Origin of the sequence: Cyanobacterium sp. HL-69, assembly GCA_002813895.1 — a bacterium.
Taxonomy (GTDB): Bacteria; Cyanobacteriota; Cyanobacteriia; order Cyanobacteriales; family Cyanobacteriaceae; genus Cyanobacterium.
Genome location: CP024912.1, coordinates 2341922 through 2363391, shown reverse-complemented (window position 1 = coordinate 2363391; position 21470 = coordinate 2341922). Strand labels below are relative to the sequence as shown.

18 protein-coding genes are annotated in these 21470 nt (G+C 38.0%); 8 read left to right on the top strand and 10 right to left on the bottom strand.

What is annotated here, in order from left to right; all coding sequences use genetic code 11:
- Nucleotides 1-28: 28 nt before the first annotated feature.
- Nucleotides 29-1648, bottom strand: a complete 1620-nt coding sequence (locus AA637_RS10840) for an iron uptake porin (RefSeq protein WP_446682764.1) — start codon at nucleotides 1646-1648, stop codon at nucleotides 29-31.
- Nucleotides 1649-1815: 167 nt separating this feature from the next.
- Between AA637_RS10840 and AA637_RS10835 the strand changes: the two genes are divergently transcribed.
- Together AA637_RS10835 and mnmA are read left to right on the top strand one after the other, a co-directional pair.
- Nucleotides 1816-2706, top strand: a complete 891-nt coding sequence (locus AA637_RS10835; protein WP_446682763.1) for a glycosyltransferase family 2 protein — start codon at nucleotides 1816-1818, stop codon at nucleotides 2704-2706.
- A 94-nt stretch (nucleotides 2707-2800) separates the two neighbouring features.
- A complete protein-coding gene (mnmA, locus tag AA637_RS10830) occupies nucleotides 2801-3859 on the top strand; it encodes a tRNA 2-thiouridine(34) synthase MnmA (RefSeq protein WP_446682762.1) in 1059 nt (352 codons plus the stop codon).
- Nucleotides 3860-3997: 138 nt separating this feature from the next.
- On the opposite strand, the gene AA637_RS10825 is transcribed toward mnmA, so the two are convergent.
- Nucleotides 3998-5293, bottom strand: a complete 1296-nt coding sequence (locus tag AA637_RS10825) for a homoserine dehydrogenase (RefSeq protein WP_446682761.1) — start codon at nucleotides 5291-5293, stop codon at nucleotides 3998-4000.
- Between the two features lie 220 nt (nucleotides 5294-5513).
- Here AA637_RS10825 and AA637_RS10820 point away from each other — a divergent pair, with 220 nt between their 5' ends.
- Together AA637_RS10820 and AA637_RS10815 are read left to right on the top strand one after the other, a co-directional pair.
- The gene (locus AA637_RS10820; RefSeq protein ID WP_446682760.1) at nucleotides 5514-7259 is read left to right on the top strand and encodes an ABC transporter ATP-binding protein; all 1746 of its coding nucleotides are present in this window, start codon (nucleotides 5514-5516) and stop codon (nucleotides 7257-7259) included.
- A 116-nt stretch (nucleotides 7260-7375) separates the two neighbouring features.
- Nucleotides 7376-8245 carry an alpha/beta fold hydrolase gene (locus tag AA637_RS10815; RefSeq protein ID WP_446684575.1) on the top strand — a complete coding sequence of 290 codons (870 nt, stop codon included), beginning with the start codon at nucleotides 7376-7378 and terminating at the stop codon, nucleotides 8243-8245.
- Here the strand turns inward: AA637_RS10815 and AA637_RS10810 are convergent.
- Complete coding sequence (locus tag AA637_RS10810; RefSeq protein ID WP_446682759.1) at nucleotides 8228-9748, bottom strand: protein kinase domain-containing protein; 1521 nt, start codon at nucleotides 9746-9748, stop codon at nucleotides 8228-8230. The two genes, AA637_RS10815 and AA637_RS10810, sit on opposite strands and share 18 nt — an antisense overlap.
- A 246-nt stretch (nucleotides 9749-9994) precedes the next feature.
- Between AA637_RS10810 and AA637_RS10805 the strand changes: the two genes are divergently transcribed.
- Both AA637_RS10805 and hisIE read left to right on the top strand, forming a co-directional pair.
- Nucleotides 9995-11476: a tetratricopeptide repeat protein gene (locus AA637_RS10805; protein WP_446682758.1), complete on the top strand. Its 1482-nt coding sequence runs from the start codon at nucleotides 9995-9997 to the stop codon at nucleotides 11474-11476.
- Between the two features lie 150 nt (nucleotides 11477-11626).
- The gene (gene hisIE, locus AA637_RS10800) at nucleotides 11627-12259 is read left to right on the top strand and encodes a bifunctional phosphoribosyl-AMP cyclohydrolase/phosphoribosyl-ATP diphosphatase HisIE (protein ID WP_446684574.1); all 633 of its coding nucleotides are present in this window, start codon (nucleotides 11627-11629) and stop codon (nucleotides 12257-12259) included.
- Between the two features lie 223 nt (nucleotides 12260-12482).
- Here the strand turns inward: hisIE and rlmD are convergent, their stop codons facing one another.
- Complete coding sequence (gene rlmD / locus AA637_RS10795) at nucleotides 12483-13832, bottom strand: 23S rRNA (uracil(1939)-C(5))-methyltransferase RlmD (protein ID WP_446682757.1); 1350 nt, start codon at nucleotides 13830-13832, stop codon at nucleotides 12483-12485.
- A 174-nt stretch (nucleotides 13833-14006) separates the two neighbouring features.
- Between rlmD and AA637_RS10790 the strand changes: the two genes are divergently transcribed.
- Nucleotides 14007-14678, top strand: coding sequence for a HEAT repeat domain-containing protein (locus tag AA637_RS10790; RefSeq protein WP_069790392.1), 672 nt, complete (start codon nucleotides 14007-14009; stop codon nucleotides 14676-14678).
- A gap of 94 nt (nucleotides 14679-14772) precedes the next feature.
- On the opposite strand, the gene yidD is transcribed toward AA637_RS10790, so the two are convergent.
- Nucleotides 14773-15006: a membrane protein insertion efficiency factor YidD gene (yidD, locus tag AA637_RS10785; RefSeq protein ID WP_446682756.1), complete on the bottom strand. Its 234-nt coding sequence runs from the start codon at nucleotides 15004-15006 to the stop codon at nucleotides 14773-14775.
- A gap of 1 nt (nucleotide 15007) precedes the next feature.
- On the bottom strand, nucleotides 15008-15481 hold the full coding sequence (locus AA637_RS10780; protein ID WP_446682755.1) for a CRR6 family NdhI maturation factor: 474 nt from the start codon (nucleotides 15479-15481) through the stop codon (nucleotides 15008-15010).
- Between the two features lie 218 nt (nucleotides 15482-15699).
- On the opposite strand from AA637_RS10780, the gene AA637_RS10775 reads away from it, so the two are divergent.
- Entirely contained in the window at nucleotides 15700-17217 is a 1518-nt protein-coding gene (locus tag AA637_RS10775) for an NAD(P)/FAD-dependent oxidoreductase (protein ID WP_446682754.1), read from the top strand.
- 44 nt (nucleotides 17218-17261) lie between these two features.
- On the opposite strand, the gene map is transcribed toward AA637_RS10775, so the two are convergent.
- From map to AA637_RS10755, 4 genes are all read right to left on the bottom strand, one after another.
- Nucleotides 17262-18098, bottom strand: coding sequence for a type I methionyl aminopeptidase (map, locus tag AA637_RS10770; RefSeq protein ID WP_446684573.1), 837 nt, complete (start codon nucleotides 18096-18098; stop codon nucleotides 17262-17264).
- 117 nt (nucleotides 18099-18215) lie between these two features.
- Complete coding sequence (locus AA637_RS10765) at nucleotides 18216-19088, bottom strand: S-methyl-5'-thioadenosine phosphorylase (RefSeq protein WP_446682753.1); 873 nt, start codon at nucleotides 19086-19088, stop codon at nucleotides 18216-18218.
- A gap of 153 nt (nucleotides 19089-19241) precedes the next feature.
- On the bottom strand, nucleotides 19242-21035 hold the full coding sequence (locus AA637_RS10760; RefSeq protein WP_446682752.1) for a SpoIIE family protein phosphatase: 1794 nt from the start codon (nucleotides 21033-21035) through the stop codon (nucleotides 19242-19244).
- Between the two features lie 28 nt (nucleotides 21036-21063).
- On the bottom strand, nucleotides 21064-21426 hold the full coding sequence (locus tag AA637_RS10755) for a response regulator (protein WP_069789864.1): 363 nt from the start codon (nucleotides 21424-21426) through the stop codon (nucleotides 21064-21066).
- Between the last annotated feature and the right edge of the window lie 44 nt (nucleotides 21427-21470).

The window sequence follows — 21470 nt, the reverse complement described above, 5'->3', positions numbered from 1 at the left end:
TGGTGCTATTTCCATCCAGCAAGTAAATTTAGAAACGGAAAGTAGTACGTAAAGCACCCACATAAACAGTATCATTGGCACTGTCATGGTTAGGATTAAATACCGCATATAGCCCAGGAGTAACAATGATATTACGGTTAATGGGATAACGATATTGTAGCTCTACCATATAAGAAGTATCCGTTTCAAATTGAGAGCGAGGAGGCATACCACCACCAACGGAAAGGATTGCTCCTTCTTTACCTACATCCAAAAAGGAAACGTTAGCCGCCCAGGTCCACAACTCCGCATCATCTCTATTCGTAGCTGCACCTAAAATTCCACTGCGATTTAAATTATTCGCAGATACATAACTACCTGATGCACTCAAGTTTACCCGAGGCAAAATACGAAAATTTCCTTGTAAGCCGAAGCGATCTGAACTAGCACCACGTCCATCAAAGGGGTTCGCTGTTGTTCCCGTACTGGTGCCACTAGCAAGGTTTACAGAGTTGTCAGGTTCATATGTTCTTAGATAAGCGAAGGCAAGGGCTAGATTAGAAGAGGGAGTATAACTTAACTGAGCCCCTGTACTAAATCCCCCATCGAATAAGCCATTACCCCTCGTTGGATCATTCGCATCACTGGCAAGGTAAAGAGCGTTTAATTTTAAGCTGTCACTGAGTTTGATATTAACTCCCGCTCCTGCGCCCCCAGGTCCTCTGAGGGTGAGAGGATCTCGGCGTAATAATCTGGTTAATGATCCCGTGCTACCACCACTTAAAAAAGGATTGTGAACATCAAAGATACCGTCAACGTCTAGGGAGTTAGTTCCTACATGAGCGGTAATAGCATCACCTACGGGGAAACGATAGGCTAATGTGTCAAGTTCAAAGCTATTATCTGTATTAGTGTCATGACCTAAACGCAACATATTACTATTACCAAAACGCTCAAAGTTCGCGGCTTGCAGACGAACTCGGAGACGATCTTTTCCTGTAAAACTGGTATCGAAGTTAAGACGCGCTCGATTGGCAAACATGGTTTGATCTCTATCTACTCCTGTGCCTTGGAAATTATCGGAGTTGTTATCAAAGGCATTGGCAAGGGTGAAGATTACTTCTCCGCTTAATTTGGTGGTGGTAGAGAATTGATGATCTTCTAGGAAAGCCACTCTTCCTTCGAGGTTGTCAACCCTTGCTCCTAGGGTTGCCAGTTCGGTTTCAAATTCTGCTATTAGTCTTCTGAGGGCGGCAATATCTTCATCACCTACTCCACCAGTACCGATTAAACGCTCAATAGATTGCATACAGGCGTTTAAACCAGCGGCAAATTCATAACGGCTTAAGGCTCTGTTGCCACGGAAAGTGCGATCGGGATAACCGACAATACAACCGTAACGCTCTACTAGACTTCTAAGGGCTTCGTAAGCCCAATCGGTGGGGGATACGTCACTTAGTTGATTAACAGAAGTTACTTGTCCTAGTTGATTATCTGTTGGTGATAAAAAATTAACACTATTTTCATTAGTCTCTAATGAGTTTATCTGATATATATTTTCATTACCTCTTGCTTCTTCTGCCACAGCAAGACTGAGGGAAGAGGCTAGGGCGATCATAAAATGGCACTGCGCGATCGCATTTAGTTTTTGCCAAGATTTTACTGACATTGATAGTTAATCTCCTTCACACACTATTTAAGAATAATAATCAATAAGTATAAAAGAAAAGTGGATATTATTGCAAATAATATTGAATAAGTTGTAAAAAAAAAGTTTTTTCGATGATATTGAGATAAGATGTGTAAAACAAATTGAAAGACAAATAAAGCGGTGTTATGGGTGTGGAACAAAAAAAAATTCCTGTATCTGTTCTGATTCCTGCCAAAAATGAAGAAAAGAACATTCAGGCGTGTATGGATAGTGTTGCTGATGCTGATGAAGTTTTTTTAGTTGATTCTCAAAGTAGCGATCGCACCATTGCCATTGCCGAAGAAAAAGGAGCGAAAGTAGTACAGTTCCATTACAATGGTAAGTCCCCAAAGAAAAAAAATTGGTCATTGGAAAACTTACCTTTCAAAAACGATTGGGTGTTGATTGTTGATTGTGACGAGAGAATTACCCCCGAACTTTGGGCAGAAATTGCCAAGAAAATTGAAGATGATACTTACCAAGGCTACTACCTAAACAGAAAAGTATTTTTCCTTGGTAAATGGATTAGACACGGTGGTAAATATCCCGATTGGAATTTACGGTTATTCAGACACAAATTAGGACGTTACGAAAACCTAAATACCGAAGAAATAAAAAACACAGGGGATAACGAAGTCCACGAACACGTTATTTTGGACGGTAAAGTCGGCTATTTACACAATGATATGCTTCACATCGATTTTCGTGACATTTACGAATGGTTAGCCCGTCACAATCGTTACTCCAACTGGGAAGCAAGGGTATATTACAACTTTCTCACGGGGCAAAATGATGATGGCACCATCGGAGCAAATTTATTTGGTGATGCTGTACAAAGAAAGCGTTTTCTCAAAAAAATATGGGTAAGGCTACCTTTTAAGCCATTATTGCGTTTTATTCTCTTTTATATTATCCGACTAGGATTCCTTGATGGCAAAGCGGGTTATATTTATGGGCGTTTACTCAGTCAATATGAATATCAAATTGGGGTTAAACTTTATGAGTTGATGAAGTTTAAAGGAAGTTTGAATAATTAAGAATCATAGCTAGAACAAAATAATTAACTACCCATTAGCCATTACCAGTAGCGTTATATTATAAGTAAGAAAGTATTGTTATATTAAAATTATTATGGATAAGGTAGTTGTAGGCTTGTCTGGGGGGGTAGATAGTTCCGTTGCGGCGGCAACCTTACACCATCAAGGCTATCATGTGGAAGGATTAACCCTATGGTTGATGAAAGGTAAGGGCCAATGTTGTTCCGAAGGCATGGTGGATGCGGCTTCTATATGTGAGCAGCTAGAAATTCCCCATCATGTGGTAGATACCCGTGATTTATTTCAAACTCATATTATTGATTATGTAATATCTGGTTATGAAGATGGTGTTACACCCCTTCCTTGTTCCCAGTGTAATCGCACGGTTAAATTCCCGCCCATGTTGGCATATGCAAAGGAAACTCTTGGTATTGATAAGATTGCCACGGGACATTATGCTAGGATTCAGTATGACAGTAAGGGCGATCGCTTTCAACTCCTCAAAGCAGTTGACGGTAATAAAGATCAATCCTATTTTCTTTATGACTTAACCCAAGAATTATTAGCCCATTTGATATTTCCCCTCGGTAATCAGACTAAAACTCAGACAAGGGAAATGGCGACTAAATTTAACCTGAGTACCGCCGAAAAACCTGAGAGTCAAGACTTATGTTTGATAGAAGCCCATGGCTCGATGAAAGACTTTTTAGACCAATATATCAAACCCAAACAAGGGGAAATAGTTGATCTTAGGGGTAATATATTAGGGGAACATGATGGAGTGCATCACTATACCATCGGGCAGAGAAAAGGCTTAGGGGTCGCTTATTCTGAACCTTTGTACGTTGTGAAGCTAGATACCGTAATGAATCGTGTGATAGTGGCTACCCGTGATGAGGGGGGGAAAAAAGAATGTACCGTTGCGCGCATGAATTGGGTATCCATTGCCCAACCTTCTGCACCCATTCAAGCAGAAGTCAAAATTCGTTATCGTAGCACCCCTGAACCTGTGAATGTAGTACCTTTGGACAATGACAGAGTTAAATTGATATTTTCGGAGCCTCAATTTGGCATTACTCCAGGACAAGCAGCGGTTTTATACCATGGGAATATGCTCTTGGGGGGAGGAATTATTGAGAAGGATAGCGAATAATACGATGGGTAATCAGCTGCTGGTTTAAAAATAATTAATGGTGGGCAATGCCCACCCTAAAAGTCTATATCGGTAAACGTGTTAGGCAAGGGGCAAGGGATTGGGGCTTAAGCTCCTTGTTAAAAAAATTAAACCCTTTTATAAAACTCTGATCATACTGGGTATTTTTTCGATCGCCTCTAACTCTTGTATCTTTTTGATAGCACTACGGAAATTACCTTCCCTCACATTATGGGTAACTACCACAATTTCGGCTAGATTATCTTGGAAGCCAATCTGTACCACAGAAGCAAGACTTACCCCAAAATCGCCAAATACAGTACCTAAATGACCTATGACCCCTGGTACATCAGCACAGAGGAAACGGGCATAAAAACGGGTAGAAACATCATCGATAGGTGCAATGGTTGCAGACTGGGAGGGAGAGCAACTGAGAAGGGGATCTAAGGAGTGGGCCCCGTGGTTACTTTGTAAGACTCCCACAATATTGAGAATATCGGCAACAACGGCGCTTGCGGTAGGGCCTGAACCTGCACCTGGCCCGTAAAACATAACTTGTCCGAGGGGTTGTCCTTCTACAAGAATGGCGTTAAATACCCCGTTAACGTTGGCTAGGGGGTGGGATTTTTCGACGAGGGTGGGATGGACTCTTAGTTCTAGGCTTTCTTGATTTTCTGTGGATTTCTGGGCGATCGCCAATAATTTGATCACATAACCGAGTTTATCAGCATAGTCAATGTCACTGCTGGTAATGGAGGTAATACCTTCGCTGTAAACATCCTCCCTTTTAACCTGACGATCAAAGGCAAGGGAAGCTAGGATGGATATTTTATCAGCCGCATCATAACCCTCTACATCGGCGGTGGGATCAGCTTCTGCATAACCGAGGGCTTGGGCTTCTTGTAATACATCTTTGAAATCTGACCCTTTTTCGGTCATTTCCGTGAGGATATAGTTGGTTGTACCGTTGATGATGCCGATAATGGTTTCAAGGCGGTTTGCCCCAAGGGATTGCTTGAGAGGTTCAATGATGGGAATACCACCACCCACGGCCGCTTCTAATAGTACATATACTTTGGCTTGTTTCGCCGCTTCAAAAATTTCTTGACCATAACGAGCGATAACTGCTTTGTTGGCGGTAACAACGTGCTTTCCAGAGGCGATCGCCTTTAAAATAAGACTCCTAGCGGGTTCTAAACCCCCAATCAACTCCACAACAAGATCAATATCAGGATCGCTAACTATAGATTCTAAATCTGTGGTGAGAACTTCTGGGGCTATGTCAATAGTTCGTTGTTTGTCTAAAGATTTAACCCCTATTTTGGCAATAGTAATATCATTTAGGAGGGGATGTCTTCCTTGGGGATTATATATAATTTCTGCAGTACCAGTTCCGACAGTACCTAGTCCTAATAAACCGATTTTAAACGCCACAATATCTATCCTTCACAATATAATCTGTTGACTTCGCGCCCACCCCGAAGAACTTAGCCTTTTAATTCCTCATCATTAGAGGTAAAAACTAAGTTTTAGGAGAGTCACTTCCTTGAGTATTGTAAGCATATTATAGCAACCGAGGCAATAAGTAATGAAGAATTACAGGGGGGAATGTTAAAATGTAAATGACTCTTTACACTATTATTTTTCTTTCCCAATGGCAAACCCCAGACTGAAAATTTTATATTCTTATCTAAAACCCTACAGTAAAATGATGTACTTGGGTATGTTTGCCCTTTTTGCGGTGAATGTAGTCGGGGTGTCCATACCTTGGTTAATTCGTAATATTTTTGATGATTTGCAAGAAAGTTTTACCTTTAATCAATTAATCACTTATGTAATTATATTAGTGATTTTAGCCTGTGTGATGTGGGGTATGAGAATGTATTCCCGCATGATGATATTTGGTATTGGCCGACAGGTAGAGTTTGATTTAAAGCAAAGAATTTTTGAACATCTTCTCAAATTGGAGCCTTCTTATTTTAGTACCAACACATCAGGGGATTTGATTAGCCGTGCCACTAGCGATGTAGATAATATTCGCCGTTTGGTAGGGTTTGCTATTTTAAGTTTGGTTAATACTATTTTTGCCTATGGTTTGACTCTCCCTGCTATGTTGTTGATTAACGTTAAATTAACGCTAGTGGCGATCGCCGTTTACCCCCTCATGTTAATCACCGTACAACTGTTTAGCCGTAAATTAGCCCAAGAGCAACTCCACGTCCAAGAAAGTCTATCAGATATTAGCGAACTAATCCAAGAGGATATGAGCGGTATTGCCCTTATCAAAATTTATGCTCAAGAGGAAAACGAAAGAAGAGCTTTTGGGGAAAAAAATCGTAATTTACTCAAAGCAAATTTGGGGTTAGCGAGAACCAGAAATATCTTATTTCCCGTCATTCAAGGTATCGCCAGTATCAGTTTATTAATGTTACTTTGGTTAGGTACGAGCGATATTAATGCGGGATTAATCACCGTGGGTGACTTTATCGCCCTTATCATTTATGTAGAAAGGTTAGTATTTCCCACCGCCCTCCTCGGTTTTACCATTACCACTTATCAAAGGGGTGAAGTAAGTATCGAGCGTTTAGAAGTTATTTTACAAGCTGAACCAAAAATTCAAACCGATGCTGATGCTGTTTCCATGGATGCGCAAACCATGAGGGGAGACATTGAAGCGGTTAATCTCACCTATACCTATCCAGAGGCTAATTTTTCCGCCCTTGATAATCTCAATTTCAAAATTCAGGGGGGTGAAACCATTGCCATTGTGGGTTTAATAGGTTCAGGAAAATCTACCCTTGCCAATGCCATTCCTCGTCTATTGGAAATTGAAGAAGGGCAGTTATTTATTGATGGGGTTGATATTACTAAAATTAATTTAACAGATTTGCGCAGGGCGATCGCCTATGTACCCCAAGAAAGTTTCCTATTTTCTAGCACCATCCAAGACAACATCTCCTATAGTAACCCCATTGGTGAAATGCCAGAGATTGAATATGCCGCCAAACAAGCCCAAATTCATCCCGAAATTATCACCTTCCCGCAACAATACCAAACCCTAGTAGGAGAAAGGGGAATCACCCTCTCAGGGGGGCAACGCCAAAGAAGTTCATTAGCTAGGGCTTTATTTGCTGAATCAAAAATATTAATCCTAGATGATGCCCTTTCCAGCGTGGATAACAAAACTGCCACCCAAATTCTCGAAAACCTGAAACAAGAAGAAGGTAAAACCGTTATCTTCATTACCCATCAACTAGCTGCCGTGCAAAATGCCGATCGAATTTTTGTTATGGATAGGGGGAAAATCGTTCAAACAGGCACTCACCTAGAACTTTTTAACCAAAAAGGATTGTATCAAACCCTCTGGCAACAACATCAACTCAAGGAGATTTTGGCCTAAAAAAAATCTCCTTTTTTCCTATGGGAGAGGGTAAATTAGAAAACATCGAGGGAGTTGGCGTTATAAGCCATAGACAATTATTTTCTTTTGTCTCTATCCATTATCAATTATTAACCATGAATATCAGCATAGAAACAGGTTTTATTAAAATCAGAGAATTTGAACACTATTACGAATGGATAAAACAGGGAGATAATAACCCTAAACCCGTAATGGTTTTTATTCATGGATGGGGTGGCTCTTGTCGTTACTGGCGTACTACAGCAAGGGCGATCGCACCTTATTTTGACTGCTTATTATATGATATGAGAGGATTTGGTCAATCTCAGGGAGAAAAATCGAACCACAACCCCCAATCCTACGAGTTAGAAGAATATGTCCAAGACTTACTCGCCCTCCTCGAAGTTTTTAACCTCGAAAAAGTATATCTTAACTCTCACTCCATGGGCGCATCTATAGCCACCTTTTTCCTTTCCATGGCACCTGAAAAAGTAGAAAAAGCCATTCTTACTTGTAATGGTATTTTTACTTACAATGCTCTCGCTTTCTTAATTTTTCATCAAGTGGGAGGATATGTAGTTAAATTCCGTTACAACTGGTTTTTAAAATTTCCCCTAGCCGAAAAATTTTTCATGGCCAGATTTTTGCATCGCCCCATTCCCAAAGAAATGAGCATCGCTTTTTTAGAAGACTTCTTGATGGCAGACTATCAAGCTGCCCTAAATACCATCTATACTTCTGTTAGTAAAAAATCCGTAGAAACCATACCCCAAGCATATAAAAATATTTCTGTACCTACCCTATTAATATCAGGGGAAAAAGATCAAATAATTCCTGCTAATATGGGCAAAGCTGCCGCTCTTCTTAATCCTGAAAATATTCAATACCATGCCATCAAAGCGACTGGACATTTTCCCATGTTAGAAGATAGCGTCACCTATTTAAAAGCCATAGGGGACTTTTTAGAGTTAAACAAACTTTCTTAAAAGTGACAAAATAAATAATAATATACTAATAACAAATATACTTATTAATGCACTAATAGGGGGTAAGATAAATAGAGCTAATAAGGGTAAATTTAACAGGGTGAATAACGAACTATGAAGCAAAGGAATAAAGTAAATTAAAGCCATACTAGCTGCTGCTACAAATAGTAAATCCCATTTTTCAATAACTTTTTTCCAGAGTAAAAGAATTAATAAACCCATTATTCCTCCTAAAACCCCCATCTGTACTCCCATGGAAAAAGTAGCTAATGCACTGGTAATGGCGATCGCCACTAATACCCCCTCAAAAGCCCAAAAACCTACTCCTCTTAGGATAGAAGCTACAGGTAAGGGAGCTCGGGATTTTTTCTCCTTTACAGGTTTTGGTGGTTTTTCCACAGGTTGAATACCTTGTTTTGTAGGCTCTATAGGCTCAACATTGATAGGTTTGGGTTCATACGTAGAGGGACTTGTATTTGTGGTTGCGGGGGGTTTTACGGTGGGCTGAGGGGCAACAGAAGAAACATTCACGGCTCTTTGTCCTTGGGGGTCGATAATTTTCAAAGCATCCTTGGCACTCTGAAACCTTTTGGCTGGGTTATGTTGCAACATTTTTTCTAAGGTGAGAGCGAGGCGATCGCCAACTGTAACATACTTGCGCCACTGCCATGTATTACTATAAGCATCATATAAATCCGTCGTTGGTTTCGCCGTCAAAAGACTGACACAAGTTACCGCCAAAGCATATAAATCCGTAGAAGGAAACACCTGCGCCCCGGCCATTTGCTCAGGGGGTGCAAAACCCATAGAATAGATACCAGTAGATTTTGACTGAGGATTGGGGGTATGACTTGTTACCATCTTCACCGCCCCAAAATCAAGAAGATAAAGCAATCCTTCACGATTACGCATGATATTTGATGGTTTTATATCACGATGAATCGAGCCATTCTCATGGACAAAGGTTAATATTTTGAGAACTTCTTTTAAAATTTCCGTAATTTCCTGTTCAGAAAAAGCACCCTTTTGTAATAATTCTTGTTCCAAATCTTGCCCATCAATATACTCCTGCACCAAGTAAAAATATTGCTCTTCCCCTTGTTTCTTACCATTAACAGTACCCGGTACAATTAAAGGAAAATAAGCAAATAAATCAGGAATTTGGGGGTGACGATTACCCAAATTATCTAACACAAGGGCTTCCCTATCAAACAATTCCAAAGCCACTGCCAACTCAGCCTCTCCAAAGTCTCCCTCTGGCTGAAACTGCTTCACCACACATTTTCTCATGGTGGGGCTATATCTATCCACCGCCAAATATGCCGCCCCAAATCCCCCTTTTCCAAGTAATCTTGTGGGTAAATATCTTCCTGCCAAAATCAATGGCATACCGCAACTAATACAATATTTTTGTTGTACTGTTTTTAGTAGAGAGGCATTTTTTAATTCGCCAAAACTATTTATCGGATGTTTACAATAAGGGCGAGAACAGGTGATATTCATGGAATAAAATAGATTTTGTATGGAGAATTCCACTTTTCATTATAATTAGATTTTGCCTACACTAATGATCAATGAACAAAAAAGACACTAATCTTTAAACTGTATCTAAATAAAGTTTATCTGGATAAATACAGGATATTATTTTAATGATTATCTGAGCAGATTATAATTATATAGGTAATAAAAACGTTAAGTAATATTCGGTAATAACAAATAATTGACAAATGGGGTGGTAGTGACAGAAAAATGGATAATAATTTTATTCTTCAGGAGCAACAAAAAGATTTCTGTCATCGTTTAAAAATAGATTCTCTTTGTGCTTGTCAATCTGATAACTGCTATACAGAAATTGACACAATAAGGAGTTTTCATACTACGACGATTGTTAATAAATTAGAAGTTTTACTTAAGGATAAAAAAAATAATTCTGACTATCATAATGTCTTGTCTAAACATTTTCTTGATAGATTAGGAGAAAATTTTTTACAACATCGTTATCACGATTTAATAGTATCAGAAAAACGTAGTAGTAGTTTACAAGGAATTAATAATAGTTTTGTAATCCAAGATAATTATAATTTTAATATTTTAGTAAAAACTGCCTTAAAAAGTGATGATATTCACTGGTTTCTAACTCAAGAGGAAGTTAATAATTATGAATTAATTGTATTTTTTGTTTCTGTGTATGATTTTCAATCTGATATAAAAGATTATCCCTTGATATTAGCTGGTTTTTTGCCTCAAGAATATATAAAAAAATATATAACAAAAGATTATATTTCCATTTCTGATTTATTTTACGGTGGGGGTTTAAAAGGATATTTACTCTGGGCAAAGAAAAAACAAATAAGTAAATATACGAGATTAGGCACTTTTCATGATCAAAAAGGGGAGTTTGATTTGGCTATTCATGCTTATAATCAAGCCTTAACTCTTGGGGAAGCTACCCCTAATTTATATTTTTTACGGGGTGTCGCACTATGGAAACAAGGGCATTATCGTCGGGCAATGGATGATTTTTCGGCAGTTATTAAACTTGATTCTAATCATTTTTTAGCCCATCATTGGCGTGGTTTTGCTCATACTTATTTTCAGGAATATGATTTGGCATTACAAGATTATGAAGAGGAGGTGAGAATTAATCCTGTTAGTTTTTTGGGTTACTATAAACGAGCTTTTATCAAGACACAATTAGGAAATTTTTTAGGGGCTTTAGATGATTATCGAATTTGTATAACAATCAATCCTAGCTTTTTTTTAGTCTATTATAATCGAGGGTTTGTTTACCTGAAGTTAAAGGATTATGAAGATGCTATAGATGACTATTCTCAGGCTTTAGGGCTTAATCCTAATCTATATCAAGCTTATTATAATCTTGGTTATATTCATCAAACTTTGGGGAATCATTCTGAATGTATTACTGCTTATAAAAATTGTCTTCGCTTGAAGCCAGACTATGAAAAACCTTATTTCAATTTAGCTATTTTACAGGCTGATTTAGGTTATTTACAAAAGGCGATCGCCCTTTATGACAAATTATTAACAATAAATCCTAATTTTATTCAAGCCCAATATAATAGAGATGCTTTATTTTTTATTAGGGAAAATGAAGGCAAATTATTAGGAGAATATACAGAGTATAACAAAAATAAAAATAAAAAAATTCCTTATCTTGTCGATATACCAACATATAATTCTTTGATTAAAAATAAAAAATCCATAGATTAATAAACTACTAAATATTTTTTTATGACAAAAAAAATGAACAATTGTTCAGGATTATCTAAGTATATTTTAAAAAAAGAGTAGGGTATTATTTTCTGTTATAATAATAGTTTAATTGCTGATATTTTTAAGACTATGACAACTAACTTATCGATGCCTTTCCAACAATCAATACCCCTCGATGAAATTGCCTACAACGAAAAAGGATTAGTAGCGGCGATCGCACAGGATCATTTAGATGGTACAGTATTGATGATGGCATGGATGAATAGAGAATCTTTACAAAAAACCCTCCATACTGGGGAAGCATGGTATTGGAGTCGCTCTCGTCAAGAATTATGGCACAAAGGGGCAACCTCTGGACATATTCAAAAAATAAAAGCCATCCGTTATGACTGTGATAGTGACGCTTTATTACTCACCATCGAACAAATTGGCGATATAGCCTGTCATACAGGGGAAAGAAGTTGTTTTCACCAAGTTGATCATAGCAAATCTGCACCTCCTGCAGATACCCTTACAGAATTATATAAGGTAATTTGCGATCGCAAAAATAACCCCTCAGAAAAATCCTATACCTGTAGCCTATTCCAAGGGGGAGATAATAAAATCCTCAAAAAAATTGGTGAAGAAACCGCCGAAGTAGTCATGGCTTTCAAAGACGACAACCCCGCCGAAATAGCAGGGGAAGTCAGCGATTTGTTGTACCATACCCTCGTCGCCCTCGCCCATCACAATGTTGATATTAGGGAAGTTTATAAAAAACTAGACGAAAGAAGAAAATAATTAGAGTTTCTCAAAAAGTATTTCGATGGGAAGACAAGAGGCAAAGGGGAATAAATTTTTATCTCCCTATTTTCTCATCACCTCATACCTTATACCAAATCCGAATGGTAGAGTATGCCATCCCCGCCTTGCAATAAATTACAAGGCTAACAGTTTATCGTTCAATGAATTGAACTAAGGTATATTTTGATTCACGGATTTGGTATTATTCAGCCCACCCTCATTATTTAAGGGTTAAAATAACAGCGGTTTCCACGTGGGTAGTTTGGGGGAAAAAGTCCGCAGATTTTACCTTCTCAATATGATAATCCCCATTTTCACATAACAACTTCAAATCTCTGGCAAGGGTGGCAGGATGACAACTAATATAAACTATCTTGGCTGGTTTCATCTTCCCTAAACTTTCTATTACCTCTGGTTGACAACCCTTGCGGGGAGGATCTAAAATCACTACATCCGCAGTAATAGTTAATTCAGGAAAAATCACCTCCGATTTACCCACCACAAATCGGGTATTCTCAATGTCATTGATAGTAGCATTGTGATTAGCCAACTCAATGGCAACTTTATCAAACTCAATACCAATTACATTATTTACTTTTTTAGCAATGGGTAAAGTAAGAGTACCAATACCACAATATAAATCAATTACTGTCTCATTTCCCTGAAAATCAAGGGTATCAATTACCCACTGAAAAAGTGACTCTGCCACGGTGGTATTAACTTGGAAAAAAGTTTCCGTGCGTAGGGTAAGGGTTAATCCTGCAAATTCTTCTTTAAGATATAATCTCCCTGCTAATAATTCCGTTTCTTCACCAAAAATCACATTATTAGGTTTAGGATTATAATTCAATGTTACCCCTACTACATTAGGATAACGCTCTAACCATAAAGGAGCTTGTTCTGCTAATTTAAAGTTACTGGGTTTACTGATGACAATGGTAATAAGAATTTCTCCTGTGTTTTTACCGATGCGGAAACAAAGATGGCGGAGGATGCCTTTTCTAGTAGTCTCATCATAGACAGGGATTCCCAACTCTTGTAAATCTTGTTTAATTTCTGCAAGGAGGGGGTTTAGTCTTTCATCTTGGATAGGGCATTGATTGAGGTTAACTATTTGATGGCTACCTTCTCGGTAATAACCTGCTTTCAGAGTGCCGTTTTGGGATACTCCAAAGGGATAACTAGCTTTGTTACGATAGGCTAATTCTGTATCTGCCAAAATGTCTTCTACTTCAAAATCAGTAAAACCGCCAATACGAGTAAGGGTTTCTTTTACTTGATTTTTTTTAATTTCTAACTGATGTTGATAATCTATATGTTGCCATTTACAACCTCCACATTTATCTGCCACGATGCAACGGGGGCGAATACGATGTTGTGAAGGGGTGATAACTTTTTCTAGTCTTCCTTCGGCATATTTTTTCTTTACTTTTATCAGTTTAGCCGAAATGCGATCGCCCGTAACCGTATGAGGAATAAAAACAACCTGAGAATCAATTTTTCCTACCCCATTACCATCACTACTAACATCTTCTATATCAATCTCTACCAACTCACCTTGTCTAATCATTGAAGCTATTTTTTTACCATTACAATACTTAGATCATATCAATAAATGGGGGGTAGGTGTTGAGAGGTGGTAAGCATTATTAATTATCCATTATCAATTCCCTTAGACGGTTTTCCCGATAACGATCATATTTTCTTCAACTATAATTAAAATGTAAAGAAATATTGAGCAAAAATGAGTATAGTTAATTTACAAGAAATATCGGATAACCTAGAAAGTAGTAATTCAAAGGATCGTTTATTGGCACTGGCTTCCCTAAGACAAGTGGATGCTGAGGATGCTGTACCTTTAATTAAAAAAGTCCTTGATGATGAAGTGTTGCCCGTGCGCTCGATGGCTGTATTTGCCTTGGGGGTAAAGAAAACTGAGGAATGTTACCCTATTCTAGTCAAATTATTAGAAAGTGATCCTGATTACGGTATTCGGGCGGATGCGGCAGGCGCTTTGGGCTACCTGAATGACATCAGGGCTTTTGATGCTTTGGTAAGGGCTTTTTATGAAGATACCCAATGGCTAGTAAGGTTTAGTGCGGCGGTATCCTTGGGCAATTTGGGAGATATTCGGGCAAAACAAGTATTATTGGCAGCCCTCAGAAGTGGGGAAACGGTACTACAACAAGCAGCTATTTCTGCTTTGGGCGAAATTAAAGCCGAAGATTGTGTGGGAGACATTTTAGATTTTGCTCAATCGGAAGACTGGTTAATTCGTCAAAGATTGGCTGAATCTTTAGGTAATTTTAATACAGAAAAGAGCATTTCTGCCCTAAAATATTTAGCGAAAGATGCCCATCAACAAGTATCTCAGGCTGCTAATTATTCACTACAGAAACTAGGAGAAAATAGTTAATTGTTATAGTTTGGTTGCTATTATTTTTATTCTTAATTTATATTATAAAAAATCTTGCTTTTATGGTCTATTTATTATTTTGAGCAAGATTTTCTCATTTTACATCATGGTCATGGGAACATGGTACAGGGTCATATCCCCCAGGGTGAAAAGGATGACATTTTAAGATCCTTTTTATAGCTAAATAGCTCCCTTTAATTGTACCATGAAGGGCGATCGCCTCCAGGGCATAGGCCGAGCAAGTGGGCTGAAACCGACAACTAGGAGGAAACAAAGGGGAAATAAAAGCACGATACCCCCTAATTAGTAAAATCAAAAAATGTTTCATCTTAACCAAGAAGGGCAAAAAAGCTATCATCTAAATCATAGCCAAAAATTTGAGCCATGGCCTTTAAACGAGAATTACCAGTCACTCCCTGAGATTTTAACCATTGATGGAGAGTAAAAACTTTGCCCATTATAAAAATATCCAACGCCTCAGGATTATATTGTATGCCCTCTGTCCGTTTAAACTCGTGGGGTACAACCATAGCAGTATAACGGGCTAACTCCCCCTCACGCCAATTGAGAAGGATAGGAAACCAAGGGTAACGGGCATTGAGGGCTATAAACCAAAGGCGAATTTCAGGAATTTCGGATAACTCCCTAGGGTCATTTTCAGGCAAGGTATAATCAATTTTAAATTTAATTTGTTGCTCGGCGGATAATACCCCTTCTCCTTTTTCCCATTCCTCTACCATGGTACTAACGGGGGATAAGTCTAATTTCTCAATATGTTGATTGTTGATAGTGATAATGGTCATATAAAGTATTTAATAATTGATGCTACTGTTAATATCAACTTTTATGAGCTTCCCTGTCAATCATCCATAGGGTTTATGGGAAAAGTTATTTAGTTGAAGTGAGGTGGGCAATGGGGAATAGGTAATGGGCAATGGTTAAGATTGATAAAGTAAGAAAAATTTAGTCTATTGTGCATTTACATAATTAATTATTTATCATAAATTTCACTGTACCAATCATGAACTTAAATATTCTTGGCAATAATCAAAAAAATCTTAGCTTTGCAGATCAATTTTGGCATAATTTTCGTAACAATAATGAGTCTATTAATAAAGTAATTTATGAGGAGAAAGAATCTCTTAACGAAACAGACTTTGATGTAGTTATTTGTGGAGGTACTTTAGGCATATTTTTAGCCACAACCCTCACATTAAAAGGCTATAAAGTGGCTGTGGTTGAAAAAGGAGTTTTACAAGGTAGGGAGCAAGAATGGAATATCTCTCGCCATGAATTAAGTTGTTTAATGGAGTTAGATTTACTAACTGAGAAAGAGTTAGAAGAAATCATATTCACTGAATATAATCCCGCTAGGGTTAGTTTTTATAAAGGTTATGAGTTGTGGGTAAAAGATGTTTTAAATATAGGAGTTAGTCCTAGATTATTACTAGCAAAAGTTAAAGATAAATTTTTAGAATTAGGGGGAATTTTATTAGAAAAAAAACCTTTTATTTCTGCCACTATTTATGATGATGGAGTAAAAATAGAGTTAGATAATCAAACTATATCTAGTCGATTGTTAATTGATGCCATGGGGCATTTTTCTCCCATTGCGAAACAGGCTAGACAGGGGCAAAAACCCGAAGGGGTGTGTTTAGTGGTGGGGAGTTGCGGTGATGGTTTTGAAAAGAATGATACAGGGGATTTAATTGCAACGATTTCCCCCATTGAAAATAGATGTCAGTATTTTTGGGAGGCTTTTCCAGCCAAGGATGGACGCACTACCTATTTATTTACCTATGTGGATGCCCACCCTGATAGAATTAGTTTAACGGATTTAACCCAAGAGTATCTTAGACTATTACCAGAATATCAAAATATTGACCTAGGGGCGATCGCCTTTAAACGTTTTCTATTCGGGTTTTTCCCTTCCTATAGTAACAGCCCCCTGAAAATGCCATGGCAAAGAATATTAGCCATCGGAGACAGTAGCGGTAGCCAATCCCCCGTCAGTTTTGGCGGTTTTGGCAGTATGATGCGTCATCTTCCCCGCCTGAATGAAGCCATAAACGAAGCCCTAAAAACCGACAGTTTAAGCCCAAAAGACTTACACCTAATTCAACCCTACCAACCCAACATATCCGTTACTTGGTTATTCCAAAAAACCATGAGTGTGGGTATTGATAAAAACTATTCCCCCAATCAAATCAACGATTTAATGAGTGGAGTATTCAAAGTGATGGATAGAATGGGAGACGATGTTTTAAAACCATTTTTACAAGATGTTGTACAATTTTCAGGATTAGCCAAAACCTTACCCCTCGTTAATCCCCTTCTGGTTTTACCCCTTTTACCCCAAGTGGGTTTACCTGTTTTCGCCGATTGGTTTAAACATTTTACTAACCTAGGACTTTTTACCGGTTTATACCCCCTTGCTAAGTCTTTTAAATCTCTAGAGTCAACCATGAATGAGCAACAACTTTATTATTATCATCGTTACCTAGATATGTGGAAATATGGGGCAGGAAAGGATAACTAAAGTGGGGTAAATAACTCTTAACCCCTCTAAAACATACTTACTATTTATATTAAAGTGCGATCGGTTAAAATTTCATAACCAGTGTCGGTAACCAACACAGTATGTTCAAATTGGGCCGATAACTGATTATCCTTTGTCACCACCGTCCAGCGATCGCCCATTAATCTGGTATACTTAGATCCAGTGTTAATAATAGGTTCAATCGCCAAAGTCATCCCTGCCTTTAACCGTACATTGGGTAAATCATCAGTGCGCACATTAAATACCGAAGGCTCTTCATGAAGTTTTCTACCTACCCCATGGCCTACAAAATTCTCCACCACCGTATAACCATGGACTTCTACATAATCTTGCACCGCCTCGGCAATGTCCATTAAATAATTACCAGCTTTTACCTGCTCAATGCCCTTATACATAGCAGTTTCCGCCACTTCCAATAGTTTACGGGTACTACGCTTTACCTTACCCACCGGAAAAGTAACACAAGAATCCCCGTGAAAACCATCATAAAAAGCGCCTGTGTCAACCTTCACAATATCCCCCATCTTGATTACCTTCTTCGGGCTAGGGATACCATGGACAACCTCCTCATTGATACAAGCACAAATAGAAGCAGGAAAACCATGATAACCCTTAAAACTAGGAGTTGCCCCCATTTCCCTGATGCGTTTTTCCGCATACTCATCTAAATCCGCCGTCGTCATTCCCGCCTGAGCAATTTCCTGAACTTCCTTTAATACCGTTGCCACAATTTTGGCAGATTGTCGCATAATTGCAATTTCCGCTTCATTTTTAATTTGAATACCCTTACCTGTTTTTTCCATGGGGGGTAATCCTTTGGTTTTGGGCTTGGCAAAAAGTAAATTTTTAAAAATTCTCATCATGGTATTGCTGAATTTAAATATGATTTTTGGTTTAGGTGAACAATAATTTTAATCAAAAATACAAAAGATTAAGTTGTAAAAAGACTTCATTCTCAATGCTCAATTATCCATTACCTAAAGATATTTTCTGAGTATAGGTAATAACTTTTGTTTCGTTGCCTCTGGGGCTTTATCTAGGGGAGTAAAAATAGAAGTTTTGAGGGCAGAATGAGCTTCGGATTCAAAGGGATTCGCTGTGACTAACTTCACCGTTTCCCTAATTATTTTTTGGGCATTAGTGGCGTTTTGATGTAAGTTATTAATCACTGTTTCCACAGTAACATGGTCATGGTCTGGATTCCAACAGTCATAGTCAGTGACAAGGGCAAGGGTAGCGTAGGCAATTTCTGCTTCTCTGGCAAGTTTTGCTTCGGTTAAATTGGTCATGCCAATAATACTCGCTCCCCAACTACGATACAAATTTGATTCGGCGATGGTAGAAAAAGCAGGTCCTTCCATACATACATAAGTACCACCTTGATGGAGGTCAACATCAGGAAAATTGAGTTTTTTAATGGCTTGGGCGAGGGTATCTCCTAATTTTTTACAGACGGGATTTCCAAAACCAATGTGGGCGACAATGCCTTCTCCGAAAAAAGTGGCAGTACGTTGGGAAGTGCGATCGATAAATTGGTCAGGTATTACAAAATCAAGGGGTTTTATTTCTGCTTGTAATGAGCCAACAGCGGAAGCGGAGATAATATAATCAACTCCTAATTGTTTCATGGCATGAATATTTGCCCGAAAAGGTAACTCGGTAGGTAGTAGATGATGATTTGTACCATGACGAGCTAAAAAGGCTACTCTAGTACCGTCTAATGTGCCGATGATGATATTGTCAGACGGTTTACCAAAAGGAGTCTCTAAACTCACTTCTGTAACGTCTTCGAGAGCTTCCATTTTATATAAACCACTACCGCCAATAATACCAATTTTGACTATTTCCATTTACTATTAAATTTTGAGGATCTAAGGTTATATTCTACAAGAATTTTTGCTTAATCCTAATAGTCACTGACAAAAGTATTAAAACAACGACTCAATTCCTCCAAAATTAGCAGCAAAAGTAAACTACAATCTATTTCACTAAGTGAAAAGTTCTTAAGCTAGACGACGTACTGCTAACATAGTAAGGTCATCAAATTGATCTGCTTCTCCTATATGTTTAATGACTGTGTCTTTAATGGTATTGACTAATATTTCCACGGATTCATAGGGTTTATCTAGCAAATCCTCTAGTCTCTTAGTGCGAAAGAATTCTTTATCAATGGTACGGGCATCGGTTACACCATCAGTATTACCGAAAAGAGTATCTCCAACCTCTAAATAAAATTGTTTAAAATTAAATTTCATTCCTGGCATCATCCCTACTGCCGGGCCAGTAGATTTTAGTAGTAGTTTAGTTTTACCCTGACTATCTTTAACATAGAGGGACTCATGACCACCATTAATATAGGTTATTAAGCCATTTTCAGGATTCAAAATACCTACAAACATGGTAGCAAACATTCCCAAGTCTCCGTGGTTGTTAGCAATATAGTTATTAGTAATACTCACGGCTTGAAGAGCGTTAAGATGAATGAGGTTAATATCATCGTCTTCTCCTATCCATGATGTTTCTAAGGGTTGATGAGTAGCTAAAATATTTCTTGCTTCTCCTTCGAGGCGATGTTGATGGGTAAAAATGCGAATTAAGCTACGGAAAAGTCCCATAAATAGAGCGGCCCCAACTCCTTTATCGCAGACATCAGCTAAAACTAAAACGCTATTACCGTTGGGTAAGGTAAAAGTATCATAAAAATCTCCTGCTACTTGCCGGGCTGGTTTAAAGAAGGTGGCTATCTCCCAGTTGGTTATTTTTAGAGGTTGGGAGGGTAAAAAGTTAAGTTGCACTTCCCTACCTTTCTCCAATTCTTTGTTTAATTTCTCTAAGTATTGAATTTCTCTATCGCGCAGGTTCTTTTTCTCCAAGGATGCTTTTATCCTAGCACGTAATAAAACTTTGTTGAAGGGTTTGGGTAGATAGTCTTCGGCACCTATTTCAATGCAGCGGATGACGTTATCCATTTCATCTAGAGCGGAAATCATGATGACGGGGATATATTTTTTTTGAGGATCTTGTTTGAGGGTTTCTAAGACTTGATAACCGTCTATTTCGGGCATTAATAAATCAAGTAGAATGAGGTCATATTCTTTTTGGGCAATCATTTCTAGAGCTTGTTTACCGTTTATGGCGGTACTAACAGCATAACCTTCTCTGGTCAATTGACTGTATAGTAATTCTCGGTTGTTTTCGTTGTCGTCAACGGCGAGAATATGCCCTGTAATAGGTTGTTTTTTGGCTATCTTTACTATTTTTGGGTGTCGGGTGTCTACAAATTCTTGGACTGGAATATTACTGATGTCATCAGGATTTTCCACAGGAATAATAAACTCAAACTTTTCCAAGTCAATTAAAAAGTTTTTTAGACGGATGGATGATTTATAGATCCTTTCTAAGTCTTTGGCAAGGTCTTCTTTATTGTTGTTTTCGTCAGCTTTTATCAGTTCACAGCTGTTTTCAATAATAGCAATTAAGGGATCTGTATTTGCTCTAAGTAGAGACATTTTTTGAGAAAAATCTTCTTTTGTAAAGGATTGATTTTCCTGTTTTAATAGTTGGTTGATAATGGATAAAATTTCCTTTCCATTTCTTTGAATTATGCTTAGTTGCTTTATTATTGGTTGATTAAGAGTGATCTCTTGTTCTTCTTCTAATTCGCTCAAATCTTCGAGCAACATTTCGCTATATCCTAAAATGGCATTAATAGGGGTTCTTAAATCATGACGAAGACTAGCAATAATGGAAGGATTAAGTTCAGTAATTTCTTTAATATGTTTAGATATTTTACTCATTTTTTTGTCACAATTTTAAGCTGTTATTTTAATCTAAAAAAGCCTTGATTTTACTCAATAAACGGGGTAGTTCAATGGGTTTTGTATCATAATCATCACACCCTGCTTTCATCGCTCTTTCATAGTCTCCTGCCATGGCATGGGCAGTCAGAGCAATGATGGGAGTCATTTTCGTTTCCTCTTTTTGCTTGAGATGCTCTGTGGCTGTCCAGCCGTCCATAACAGGCAAACTCATATCCATGAGGATTAGGTCTGGTTTTTCTGAAATAGCTTTTGCGATTCCCTCTCCTCCATCTACAGCAATAATAATCTCATAGCCTTTGCGTTTAAGACGACGGGAAAGCATATCTCTATTCATTTCATTATCTTCAACTAATAGAATTTTGTGCATAAATTTTATTAAATAGGTTATTAAGAAATCAAGATTATGTAATA

Coding starts and splice junctions, on each gene's coding strand:
- AA637_RS10820 (WP_446682760.1), top strand. CDS start 5,514: ATGGCAAACCCCAGACTGAAAATTTTATATTCTTATCTAAAACCCTAC.
- AA637_RS10775 (WP_446682754.1), top strand. CDS start 15,700: ATGAACTTAAATATTCTTGGCAATAATCAAAAAAATCTTAGCTTTGCA.
- AA637_RS10810 (WP_446682759.1), bottom strand. CDS start 9,748: ATGAATATCACCTGTTCTCGCCCTTATTGTAAACATCCGATAAATAGT.
- AA637_RS10840 (WP_446682764.1), bottom strand. CDS start 1,648: ATGTCAGTAAAATCTTGGCAAAAACTAAATGCGATCGCGCAGTGCCAT.
- AA637_RS10765 (WP_446682753.1), bottom strand. CDS start 19,088: ATGGAAATAGTCAAAATTGGTATTATTGGCGGTAGTGGTTTATATAAA.
- rlmD (WP_446682757.1), bottom strand. CDS start 13,832: ATGATTAGACAAGGTGAGTTGGTAGAGATTGATATAGAAGATGTTAGT.
- AA637_RS10835 (WP_446682763.1), top strand. CDS start 1,816: ATGGGTGTGGAACAAAAAAAAATTCCTGTATCTGTTCTGATTCCTGCC.
- AA637_RS10755 (WP_069789864.1), bottom strand. CDS start 21,426: ATGCACAAAATTCTATTAGTTGAAGATAATGAAATGAATAGAGATATG.
- yidD (WP_446682756.1), bottom strand. CDS start 15,006: ATGAAACATTTTTTGATTTTACTAATTAGGGGGTATCGTGCTTTTATT.
- AA637_RS10760 (WP_446682752.1), bottom strand. CDS start 21,035: ATGAGTAAAATATCTAAACATATTAAAGAAATTACTGAACTTAATCCT.
- AA637_RS10815 (WP_446684575.1), top strand. CDS start 7,376: ATGAATATCAGCATAGAAACAGGTTTTATTAAAATCAGAGAATTTGAA.
- AA637_RS10790 (WP_069790392.1), top strand. CDS start 14,007: ATGAGTATAGTTAATTTACAAGAAATATCGGATAACCTAGAAAGTAGT.
- AA637_RS10780 (WP_446682755.1), bottom strand. CDS start 15,481: ATGACCATTATCACTATCAACAATCAACATATTGAGAAATTAGACTTA.
- mnmA (WP_446682762.1), top strand. CDS start 2,801: ATGGATAAGGTAGTTGTAGGCTTGTCTGGGGGGGTAGATAGTTCCGTT.
- map (WP_446684573.1), bottom strand. CDS start 18,098: ATGAGAATTTTTAAAAATTTACTTTTTGCCAAGCCCAAAACCAAAGGA.
- hisIE (WP_446684574.1), top strand. CDS start 11,627: ATGCCTTTCCAACAATCAATACCCCTCGATGAAATTGCCTACAACGAA.
- AA637_RS10805 (WP_446682758.1), top strand. CDS start 9,995: ATGGATAATAATTTTATTCTTCAGGAGCAACAAAAAGATTTCTGTCAT.